At 58.9% G+C, this 10,642-nt stretch carries 11 protein-coding genes and 3 pseudogenes; 2 read left to right on the top strand and 12 right to left on the bottom strand.

From position 1 onward, the window contains the following. The 9 genes and pseudogenes from AB4Y44_RS36770 to AB4Y44_RS36730 all read right to left on the bottom strand — a co-directional run. Window positions 1–991: IS110 family transposase (locus tag AB4Y44_RS36770; protein ID WP_368702239.1), on the bottom strand; the 991-nt coding region annotated here is incomplete at its 3' end. Between the two features lie 42 nt (window positions 992–1,033). Further along, a complete protein-coding gene (locus tag AB4Y44_RS36765) occupies window positions 1,034–1,618 on the bottom strand; it encodes a tyrosine-type recombinase/integrase (protein WP_368661894.1) in 585 nt (194 codons plus the stop codon). Between the two features lie 80 nt (window positions 1,619–1,698). Then, complete coding sequence (locus AB4Y44_RS36760; RefSeq protein ID WP_368661898.1) at window positions 1,699–2,364, bottom strand: tyrosine-type recombinase/integrase; 666 nt, start codon at window positions 2,362–2,364, stop codon at window positions 1,699–1,701. Window positions 2,365–2,754: 390 nt separating this feature from the next. After that, window positions 2,755–3,108 (bottom strand): ATP-binding protein, encoded by a 354-nt coding sequence (locus tag AB4Y44_RS36755; protein ID WP_305120855.1) that lies wholly within the window; start codon window positions 3,106–3,108, stop codon window positions 2,755–2,757. Between the two features lie 16 nt (window positions 3,109–3,124). After that, the gene (locus AB4Y44_RS36750; RefSeq protein WP_368661897.1) at window positions 3,125–3,286 is read right to left on the bottom strand and encodes a hypothetical protein; all 162 of its coding nucleotides are present in this window, start codon (window positions 3,284–3,286) and stop codon (window positions 3,125–3,127) included. A 180-nt stretch (window positions 3,287–3,466) separates the two neighbouring features. Then, window positions 3,467–3,736 (bottom strand): annotated as a pseudogene (locus AB4Y44_RS36745) (IS21 family transposase); the annotation flags it as partial. Between the two features lie 130 nt (window positions 3,737–3,866). Next, on the bottom strand, window positions 3,867–4,961 hold the full coding sequence (locus AB4Y44_RS36740) for a cysteine protease StiP domain-containing protein (RefSeq protein WP_368661893.1): 1,095 nt from the start codon (window positions 4,959–4,961) through the stop codon (window positions 3,867–3,869). After that, window positions 4,954–5,712 (bottom strand): trehalose phosphatase, encoded by a 759-nt coding sequence (locus AB4Y44_RS36735; protein ID WP_368661892.1) that lies wholly within the window; start codon window positions 5,710–5,712, stop codon window positions 4,954–4,956. Before AB4Y44_RS36735 ends, AB4Y44_RS36740 begins: the two co-directional genes overlap by 8 nt. After that, window positions 5,702–6,829, bottom strand: coding sequence for a phosphoribosyltransferase domain-containing protein (locus AB4Y44_RS36730; RefSeq protein WP_069269012.1), 1,128 nt, complete (start codon window positions 6,827–6,829; stop codon window positions 5,702–5,704). The genes AB4Y44_RS36735 and AB4Y44_RS36730 overlap by 11 nt, the downstream gene beginning before the upstream one ends. A 121-nt stretch (window positions 6,830–6,950) precedes the next feature. Between AB4Y44_RS36730 and AB4Y44_RS36725 the strand changes: the two genes are divergently transcribed. Next, window positions 6,951–7,202 carry a hypothetical protein gene (locus AB4Y44_RS36725; RefSeq protein WP_368661899.1) on the top strand — a complete coding sequence of 84 codons (252 nt, stop codon included), beginning with the start codon at window positions 6,951–6,953 and terminating at the stop codon, window positions 7,200–7,202. Here the strand turns inward: AB4Y44_RS36725 and AB4Y44_RS36720 are convergent. The 3 genes and pseudogenes from AB4Y44_RS36720 to AB4Y44_RS36710 form a co-directional block, all read right to left on the bottom strand. Then, a pseudogene (locus AB4Y44_RS36720) lies at window positions 7,160–7,359 on the bottom strand (DDE-type integrase/transposase/recombinase); the annotation flags it as partial. The gene AB4Y44_RS36725 and the pseudogene AB4Y44_RS36720 sit on opposite strands and share 43 nt — an antisense overlap. A gap of 405 nt (window positions 7,360–7,764) precedes the next feature. Continuing rightward, on the bottom strand, window positions 7,765–8,700 hold the full coding sequence (locus tag AB4Y44_RS36715) for a hypothetical protein (RefSeq protein ID WP_368661891.1): 936 nt from the start codon (window positions 8,698–8,700) through the stop codon (window positions 7,765–7,767). A gap of 397 nt (window positions 8,701–9,097) precedes the next feature. Next, window positions 9,098–9,379: a hypothetical protein gene (locus tag AB4Y44_RS36710; RefSeq protein ID WP_342922286.1), complete on the bottom strand. Its 282-nt coding sequence runs from the start codon at window positions 9,377–9,379 to the stop codon at window positions 9,098–9,100. Window positions 9,380–9,645: 266 nt separating this feature from the next. Between AB4Y44_RS36710 and AB4Y44_RS36705 the strand changes: the two are divergent. Continuing rightward, window positions 9,646–10,097: pseudogene (locus AB4Y44_RS36705) on the top strand (IS110 family transposase); the annotation flags it as partial. Window positions 10,098–10,642: the final 545 nt, after the last annotated feature.

Raw genomic sequence — 10,642 nt, 5'->3', positions numbered from 1 at the left:
CGTACTTCAGAACTGCCCAGGCCATCCGCGCATTCTTGGCTGCGATGGCGACTGCTGCCCGCCAGTAACCGCGGCGCTCCACCAGGTTCCTGGCCCACCTGCTGAACCGGTCTTGCTTGTCGCCCAGGTTGGCCATCACGGCACGAGCTCCCAGGACCAGCAGACTACGCAGATACGCGTCGCCTGTTTTCGTGATGCTGCCCAGCCGGGCTTTGCCGCCACTGCTGTGCTGTCCTGGTGTCAACCCAAGCCACGCCGCGACCTGTCGGCCATTCCGGAAGTCATGCCCGGCACCAATGCTGGCCAGCAAAGCGCTGGCCGTGGTTGGACCGATGCCACGTAATTGCATCAGCCGCTTGCTGCGCTCATCTTCCCGGGCAATCTCGCCAATCGCGCGGTCATATTCGCCCAGCCGGTCCTCGATGTCGCCAGCATGCTCGAGCAAATCGCTGATGCACCGCCGCGCCCAGCCGGGCAACGAGTCAAGGTGAGTCGCGATGTCTAGCCGTAGCTTTTCCGGGCTCTGCGGTAGAACCACTCCGAACTCCGAGAGCAGGCCACGCAACCGGTTGTAGGTCGCTGTTCTTTCCTCGACAAATCCCTGTCGCGTCCGATGCAGGCAAAGCGTAGCCTGCTGATGCTCGTCCTTGAGCGGCACAAAACGCATGCTGGGTCGCGTCACCGCCTCGCAAATAGCGGCCGCATCAGCCGCGTCGTTTTTGCCGCGCTTGCCGGACATCCGGTAGGGAGCGACCAGCTTTGGCGCCATCAATCTCGCTGTATGGCCGCACTTCTGGAACACGCGTGCCCAGTAGTGTGCTCCCGAGCACGCTTCCATACCGATTACGCACGGCGGCAATTGGGCGATCAATGCACTCAGCTGGTCGCGAGATACACGAGGTTTGATGAGCACCGCTTTGCCGGCGTCATCCACGCCGTGGACGGCAAACACGTTCTTGGCAAGATCGATCCCGACGGTGACAATTGGCATGGACTTCCCCTCCTGTTGGCGTTGATGTAGTTCGACACTCCATCATGGCACTTCGATGCCGACTCGCGGCTTCCGCCGCAGCCTCGGGACGGGGAAGTCCCTTTCATTCGGATAGGTCCGACGCGGACCTTGTTTCCCTTGCCTTCGTCTTACCTGGCACGGCCGCTGCATGCGCAGGTCGCATAAACGAAGGTCGAGTACCTCCTGCACCCTTGCGCCGGTATTGAACATCAGTGAAAACAACGCGTAGTCACGCCGACCGGCGGCGGTCGTTCGATCGACCGCATTCAGCAGCGCCTCAACCTCGTCCTGCTCGAGATATTCGATCGGCGCTGACCGCGCCCCGCGTTTGAATGGAATGCTGAGGATTGCCTGCGCCACCGCCAGATGTTCAAGACGTTCAGTTGCCAAGAACCGCGCGAATGTATGAATCGCGGCAAGCCGGGCATTACGCGTGGCAATGCCGTTGTGCCGGTCTCGCTCGAGAGGTGTCAGGAACTGTCCGACCGATTCGGCGGTGATCGCCGCAAGATCCAGACGTTCAATGCCGCAGTGTCGCTTCGCACTAAGAAATCGCATCAGAAGCACCAGCGTGTCGCGATAGCTATGGATCGTGTGCCGGCTCATCCCTCGCAACGTAGGTAGATAATCCTGGAAGAATCGGACAAGACTCCGTCCGAGCTCACCGGAGCAAGGACGCCGTTTCATCATTGCTCTCCCTGAACAAGATAGCCAAATCGTTTCGCGAACCTATCGCTCGCCAGCTCTCGGAGTTCCGGAATCCAGTGCAAATGGTAGGCAGTCGATACGATTGATACATGACCCATGTAGAGTGCGAGCTTTGGCAGGTTGGACTGGACGTCCGCCCCGTGACGATACCATCGCATCAGGGCTTCAATTGCAAGGGAATGCATAAAGTCGCGAATACGGGGAACCCGCCCGTCGGCATCCCGGAAGCCTGCTTCTTGCAGTAATCCCGTGATACCTTCATGCAATCCCGTTCCAGGGTAGCCCCGCAGACCATGGTGCATATTGCACAGTAACGGTGACGACGGCGTAGTGTCGAGAGGGGTAGCGAGGCGGCGCGTGAGGTAGCGGCGCAGTTCTAGCCGGGCACCGCACGAAAGCGGAACCCATCTCGATTTGTGAAACTTTGATTCGCGTATGTGCAGGACTCCAGCGTGCGCGTCTACATCGGCCAACGTTAGCCGTAGCAACTCCCTTCGCCTCAGCCCGGCGGTGCACAGCAGCACAAGCGCCAGGCGGAGGACATACGGCCTTAGTGGCGATGTCGCCGTGGCCTGACGCGTGTCTGCAAGTTCGAGTACGCTGAAGAGTCTGGCGGCGAAGATGCTTGCTGGTCTGGTCGACAAAGCGCTCAAGGCGGCGCTTCGAACAGGCGCTCGACAGGACGCCGGTAACCGTCCTCAGGTGGTGCTCGACTGTATCAGGAGCGAGTCCGCGCAGATCAATGAGATGGGATCGGTATTGCGAAATGAGCGAGTCGAACTGGCTCGGTTTAGCCACCGGAACGAAGAGACCTCGATCGCATAAAAAGCGTTCTGCCGCTCGCTGCGTGGCGAGGTATAAGGTGTCGTGCGACCACGGTGCGAACCAGCGGGACAGCGCAGTCGAAGTAATCGGTAGGCTGGTGCCAGCCGCTACATGGTTATAGACAAGAACCTCACGGAAACGGCGTACGTGGTGCCGTGCGCAAATGCGCGTATAGCCGGGCTCGACGACCCACGCCGAAAATTTGCGGACTAGCGGTCCTTGCGGGCCGGCAGCATAAAGCGGCCAATCGCGGGGAAAGAGAAATTCCAGCATGTGAATCTCCCATTCAAGTGAACGGAGGAATCACAATAGCTCGTTCCAGTTATGTGTAGTTCCGCCGCCTCAAAATCCCATCGGCCGAGGGTCCAGGCAGTTGACTCTACATAACGAGGTCCTGCACATAGGTCGAGGATGATCAAATCGGAGCGATCGAGCTTGGCCAGCGCGGAAGGTAACTGCAGGCTTTGGCGCGCGGCCTGCAGCTTCTGAACGAGCTCGCTGGTACGCGTGAACATCACGCGGTAGCCGACGTCGATCAATGCGTGACCGATAGCCGATCCCACGTGGCTTTTTCCGATCCTAGGGGGGGCGAACAAGAGAACCGTGGCGCCTTTCCAGCCATGACTCTCCGGTGGCCAGCGCTGTAACATGCACTTTTGAGAACATCGGCACGGCGCCGAAGTCGAAGGCGGCGAGCGTCTTGGTCGGGTCCAGATGCGACTCGGTACGGTGCCGCTCGATGCGTCGCTTAGCGCGTTCGGCCAGCTCGTGCTCTAGCAGTGCGCCGAGCAGGCGTGCGGCCGGCTAGGCTTCCTTATCCGAGCGCTCAGCAAACTCGGGCCACAACCTGCCGATCGTTGGCAAACGCACCTCGTTGAGCATCAGGGCCAGGCGGCCACCATCATGCGCGGGCGCGTTCACGCTGGCCACCTTTTCGAGCAGTTCGTGATAGACGGCAACGGGCGGCATCTGAACCTCGACATCGGGACATTGCGCCTCACGGGGTGCGTATCGGTCACGCAGCGCCTTGAGATCGGGAAGCTCGCCGGTTTCCAGCATCGCATCAAGCTGCCCGGCCAGTACGGCCTGCGCGCCATGCAGGCCCGCGAGCTCAAGCAGGCCGACCATCGTCTTACATGCGTCGCGTTGTGACAGGCGGGCATCGAGTTGCTCCCAGTTTCTGCGGTAAGCCGCGCGTCTTCCAGGCACACCACAGGTGAGCGCAATTCTGAGATCTTGGTGCCGAAATCCACGTCCAGGATGTCACCGCGGGTCGGCATGTACAGAGTCGCCCAGACGGCGAACGGAGAAATGGTGCCCATCAGATCGGACACCGTATGATTGTCGCGGCACGATACGGACCCAGGTCCGCGCCAGCTTCCTCTACGGCCACGCCCGCGCGGTCAGTGAGATGAATTAACAACTGCACGTCGCTGTCGTTGCGATCACGTACCAGAACGTGATCAGGCACACGACGCAGAACCGCTCGGGTTGCCTCAGCGATACCCGGCTTCACGCGATTCAAGTTGGAGATGTCAAAGCGAGTTGCCAGCGAGGACACCGCGTCATCAGCGGACGCTTGGAGTTCCAATCGCTGTTCGTTGGTCCATGGAGTTGCGGGATGAACCTCGCCCAGCGCCCCGCGTTCGGCCTCGATCTTATTGATGAACTCTCGGGTTACATCATGCTTAGGCAGGTGGTCGTATGTCACGCAACCATGAAGCCCGCCTTGAGTCGGCCAGATGGTGCGGGATACTAGGCCGGACACGGTCGCGCCGAGGATGCCAGACGGAATTACCCAGTCCTCTGCAGAGCCAGCTAGCCAAGCGCGGCCGCAGGGGTCTGCCAGAACAACGAGGCGAGGATCTTCTGGGAAGCGCTTGTCGTCGTCCAAGGTGCGCTTGAGCTCACCGGAGATTGCGCCTTTTCCGGTCCAACCATCCACGAAGACGATCTTTTCGGGACCGTGCAGCTGGATGACGGCTTCCAGAGCCACCGTGTCGATACCGCGATCGCGAATGATGCTGACGCCGTAGTGGTGAGCATCGCGGCCCATTTCGACGAGTGCCCGGCGCAGCAGGACGCCGAGGGGTACGCCTGCGCGAACAAATGAAACCAGGGCGATGCTCGGCCCGGTGTAAGCGGCACTCAATGCCAAGGCCAGGGACTGAACATTGGAAGCCATACGAGCGCCGTTCTGCGCCAGGACATGGGTGTGGAAACGCTTGTGCACGTCGGTAGGAGCCTGCTCCAAGCTTATCATCTCGGAGTAATGTTTCTGATTCGTCTGGATCAGAAGTTCCTTTTCGTCAACGTTAGTGACGCTCAGCGGCACGCGCTGCAAAAGGAAATGCACATCTTCAGGGGCGTAGCTGCCGCTGCCGACGGTGCTCAGTGTGGCGAGAAGATTAGTCATTGATGAGCCCCTTCACTACGGTCGCCAGTTGACTGTGCGCCGGCGTCGACCACATATGACAGTGGTCCATGAACCCCAGGTCGGAGATGCTGTCACCGAAGCCTAGGACTGGCCGCTCGCCGTGGATCTCACGGTCGCGACGCAACCATTCTTGAACGGCGAAGCGCTTTTCCAAACCCTCAGGCAGGAAGGCGAGGTTGTTGCCGTTAACATGGGTGTGCATGCATTCCAACATGCGTCGAGATTGAACTTCGGTCAGCAACTCGGTGAGCACCGAGTCGTTGGACTCGTTGTGCTTGGTCACGACGTAGTGGCGCAGACCTTTCTCTCCAACTACCCAACTGCGCACGGAGTAGCCCAGTTCTTTGCCGATTTGCAGGGTGGCTTCGCTCAGTGGCGACAGCCGGTCTTGAAAGGTCCGGAGCGACGCGGCCATCTGTCCGTGCCAGGTCTGGTCAGGCGATCCGTCAGGGCGGAGTATCACTCCACCGTGGGAGCAAATTGCGCCTTCGGTGAAAGGAAGCTTGACGCGGTTGTAGGCCTCCACGCTGCGTGCGGTAACCGGAACGACATCGGCTGAGGCCAGCAGCCAGTTGATGAAGAAGTTCTGGACCGGGTTCATGTACCCGTTGGGCTGCCCATGCACGTCCAGAGTGGCGATGATTCGTGGTGTGGCCTCCTCCATCTTGCCTGCGGTCTGGATCAGGGTGTCGTCGAGATCGACGAATATCAGCGGACGGTTACTGCTCATCGAAAATTATCTCCGCATTCAGGACATCAACCAGTTCTGCAGGGAGCGCTTGCGCCGGGGTTTCCGTGCAGATAAGAACTCGGTCGAACTGACCGGGCTTCACGTTGTAGAGGAAGTTCGGAATACCGAGGCCATAGTTGTCAGGAAACGACAGCACGTGCTCGATCGCGTGGCCCAGGGCCACAGGGGATCTCGTGGTGGAGCTGAAGTAGACGTCTGCCCCGGCTCGCTCCGCACGCTCCGCCAGCAGGAAGGGACGCCAGACGAACTCACCGGTACCAACTATGACTACGTTCTCGCCGGGCCGGATTTGAATGTCCGGTGCGAGCGTGTCCTCCACGCGGCGAACGCCCAAGCGCCCCCAGTCATTGCGGGGTGAGAGAGGCCATTCGCCTATAGAAACGGCACCGACGCCTGGCATATCCGGCAGGGGCGCGGACTGATCTTCGTGGAACTGATACGACCCGCTCAACAAGGATACGGCGGTGGTCGACTCTCCGATGGCCTTACTCACAGCACCCGCAGACCAGTCCGTCAGGACGCACGTGACCACTCGCTCGATCTTCTTCAGGCCGGCTTCGATTAGTGCGCGGTGCAGGTTGAGAAAGGTCTTGCCGGTAGAAGCCTCATCGTCCACCAGGACTAAGGATCGGGCCTGAAGCATCAAATCACGAACCTCGGGATCGACCGGCAGGTGGATTAAGTGGGTGCTGGCATGACTGTGCTCTTCCTCGAATCGAGCAAAGAGGTCGGTACCCAAAGGATGACGGGTACTGGTGAGGTACACGCTATCGGAACGCGTTGCACTATAAGCACGGTACACGCCGGCACCGAGGCCAACTGCGGTTTCGGCCACGCCGATTACCAGCACTGGGCCGGGCAGGTTCGCTGGGATCTCGCTGACGAGGCTCTCGAAACTGGCAGCCATGATCGATGGGCGCGCCGGTATGTAGCGTCCCAGAACTTTGGATACAAAGAGAAATGCCCGCTTTGGATTCCGGCGCTCCGCGAAACCGAACAGGTTAGCCGCAGGCAAGGTGGCGGCGTCGACTTTGACCTCGAGCAGTCCCCGCTTCAGTTTAGCGCGTAGGAACGTGGGTACTACATTGCTATCCATGAACTGCTTCCTAGTTTGATGCGAGGTCGTCGAGGACCTAACTGGCTGTTGAAAATTGCCCCGTTGTGACAACCGCGGCACTGTTTAAAATGATGGTATGCAATTCGTCGCTGAGTTGTAGATGGAGCGTCCGGATTGCACCACAGGCGAGTGCGCCAGCCAGCGCATTTTCGCGCGGTGGCGGCGCCTGGGCGACTCATTGCGCTGTCCTTGCGGCACCGCCGTCACTATTCCGGCCACTTGGCTCATGTTGCTAGCAGCATTGTCAGTTGAAGGATTTTTTCGCGATAATGGCAACGGTCATAGCAAAGCGCAATATCACGGGATTGCTTATTTCGCCAGCGAATACAGTTGCTCAACGGCAGATGATTGAGTGCCGCGAATGCATTTCATCTGCCAATGCATGACTTCAATGCCAACCATAAGATGCGTGCACAGCGAAAATCTTTGAATCCCAGCATAGGACGAGTGCGGCGCTTCATGGCACGGTAGTCCTGCTCTACAACATTGTTCAGGCATTTGTTCTGGCGGTCTGCTCGAGGTGGCGCAGACTCAGCCGATAGGCAACGTACCAGCGCAGGCATAGAAGGATTACGTCAAGTGGATAATGCAGGCGCTTGAGCACCTTCGCCACTGCGGGATTCAGGTTCTGCCTCATTGGTCAGATCGTCCGTCTTTGGGACTCGTATCCTCACCTCCGTGTGAGATGGACTTCCGGAAATGACTGATGCAATTTTCGCGCCGGACGGACGGTCATATTGACACAACACAATTCCGAACTGCCTGTTGCAAATGTCCAACATTTGTCGCGGATCGGACAATTTCGGAGATATTGCAACGCAATTCAACGGGATAAGGTAAGGTGACCAATGAACGCTTGATTGCATGGGTGCATTGTTGCTTAGTTTCGGTTCAGCACGGGGCTGCTCTCCTCATCATCCGCCAGGAAATCGCCGAATAGGCCGGGACCTGCGAGGTAAGCAACTCGCGAAGACCCTTCTCGACAGCTGATGGAGTCGATTGGTATTTGCTATCCAAATTATGGCGGTACCATAATGGACAAGACAACGAGCCATTCCTGACTGGCGTTGCGCACGCAACAGCCATGGTTCTGCGAAATCCCCTTGGACCTTGTTCGGCACCAACGTTTCTCTGGGGCGGCTAACCGCCAGGGCAGGCGTGAGTTCCATCACTGCGTCCTTGAACCCGATGGGTGTCTGGTGCGGTTCGCAACCAGCTTGAGAAAACGGGTGCGATATCCGGCCCTGCAGGCAAGGCGATAGCATAACGGAACCAAATTCGCAGGATTGCAATGACGATGAAAAACCGATCGTCATTGCTCGCAGCGGCAGGAAATCGTTCAGGTTGTATGGAATTGAGCGTTTTTTTCTACCTTTGTTTCTTACTCTTTGGGGCGGTGCGGCGGTCGGGTGTCGGTACCCCTCGAGGTACCGAAGCAGACGATCGACAGCTTCCTGCTCGCCCTCGATTGCAGCGCGTTCGTCATCAGTGAGAGGAGTTTCCTGCAACATCCGGATCATGCCCGTCTTCGAAGAGAGCAAGTCGGCTTGGGACGATTTCTTCGGAACGTAGAAGTCGCAACGCACACACGCCATGCGGTGTGGACATTGATCGAAGAACTCATATGAGTACAGCCCGTGACCAAGGTCATAGTACTTCCACGGCTGGTCCGTGTGCCGATCGTCGATCGCCTGCCGGTCAATGAGCACCTCCATCATTCGAAGGTTGCGCTGGAAGTACTGTGCTTCAGAATGAGCTCTGGCCAGCTTTGTGGGCGTGATTGCGACGTAATGCTGGGTCGTTGCTGGCGACCGATGACCAAGCCACGCTTGCAGTTCGAACAGGGACATTGGTTCCCGCGCGTTAAAGAGCTGGCTCGCGATGGTCGAGCGTGCCCCTGTGGCTGCTGATCTGTCCGCGAGCATCCACGCAAGGAATGCCTGCCCTCCGACAAAGCAAGGGGATGAGATGTCGGTTCAGGTACTGGCGTGGTATCGCCCTTGCACGATACGAGAAGAGGAAGTCAACCTGCTCTCCGGTTTTGACGTCGAGCGCAGCCGGTTGTACGGGACGTACTCGCTCCCACGCCAATATTGCTTCTCCGACGACCGAGTCAATCGGTTTGGTAAATGCAGTTCCGGTCTTGTGAACCGGAACGTCGAGCATCCGGCATTGGTGTACCTGGTTGCCCTATCGATGTTTCTTCACGTACACAGCCAACTCTTAGCCGTACGATCTCCTCACTACTTAGTGCGGCGAAGAGAGTGCGCCATTCGAATGCAAAGGGTATAAGCAAGCCCAAAGCGACAGAAATAGACAGCTTTCCGCTGAAGTCGCGAGGTTCCTGACAAATGGAGCGATGTCGGCCGTGCGCTTTCTGTTGAGATAGAAGTCGAGCATCTGCTCGACCTGGAGATGAAGACGCAGGATGCACCCAATATCATCTTCCGTTTCTGCCGCAAGAATCAGGGGATCTGCGTCGAGAAGAGTGCCTAAATCTAGATTGACGGTTGTTGGTGTGTTGTTCATTGTTGTTCTCAAAGAGGGGGCGGAAGCCCCGGCGACACTTCCGTAGCGGGCGCAGTCGCCGTGTCAGGCCCGGCGAGTGTCAGTTATCGGCATCGTCGTCCGAATGCATGGCAACATCATCTTCTTCCGGCTCGGGCTGGGCCGGTTCTCCGGCGTGTCGTCGAGCAGGTACATGACCCGAATTAGCAAGGACTTTCCCGATCTCGTGGCATAGCGATATGCCAGGATGGTTGGTGCTGGACAACCCATCTGAGAAGGGGAAAGTCATGGACAAGATTACTCGTATCGGCGTGGATCTGGCCAAGAACCTGATCCAGGTGCACGGCGTGGACAGCATGGAACGCGTGGTGGTCAGGAAAGCCATCTCACGGCAGAAGTTTCTCGAATGGTTTGCCAACCTTGCGCCATGTCTGGTCCCAATGGAAGCGTGCAGCGCAGCCCACTACTGGGGGCGCAAGCTGCGCGACTTGGTCACGAGGTTCGCCTGATTGCGCCGCAATTCGCTGCGCCATACTGCAAGGGCGGCAAGCACGTGAAGAACGACAGGCTGGATGCCGAGGCCATCTGTGAGGCCGCGGGGCGACCGCATATGCGCTTCGTGGCCGTCAAAACGGCAGACCAGCAAAACGTGCTGTTGCTGCACCGGATGCGAAACGGTTTCGTCGAGGAGCGTACCGCGCTCGTCAACCGGTTGCGCGGTGAACTCGTCGAGTTCGGCGTGTTCCTGCCGCAAGGCATCAATGCATTTCGTGCCCGCTTCGTCGAGGCACTGGAGGACGGGGCCGCTGAACTGAACGATGTCGCGCGCACTGCGCTGGCACGAGGCCGGGAGCACCTGCAGGCCCTCGACCAGCAAATCGCCTGGTGCGACGCGCAGGTCGCCACGCACGTGAAGCAAGACAGCAGCGCGCAGCGCGCCATGGCGATCATCCGCTGCCAGGCCCGTCCAAGCGGGATCTGCGTGTCCGCCGGCAGATCGACCGCCTTGTTCGGGTAGCGCTCGCGCAGCAAGGCGAGCGCATCCATGACGGGATGGGCGGTCTGCGCCTGGAAAGGCAGGTCCAGCAGCTGTGCAAGCAGTGCATGCGCCACGTGCCGCTTCGAGACGAGCTGTGCCCGCATCAGGCGGGTCCGACTGGGCGCATCCTGTTTGAGGACTGTGTCCGCCAATTCGCACAATTGCCTGGCAAGCACATCGCGTGTCAGGTCCCTGTTGCCTGCGAGCGCCTTGACTGCCGTGGCAAATTCGCGCAGCTGCGCCTT

Source organism: Paraburkholderia sp. BR10937 (assembly GCF_040965695.1).
Taxonomy (GTDB): Bacteria; Pseudomonadota; Gammaproteobacteria; order Burkholderiales; family Burkholderiaceae; genus Paraburkholderia.
This window is presented reverse-complemented; position numbering and strand designations above follow the sequence as displayed.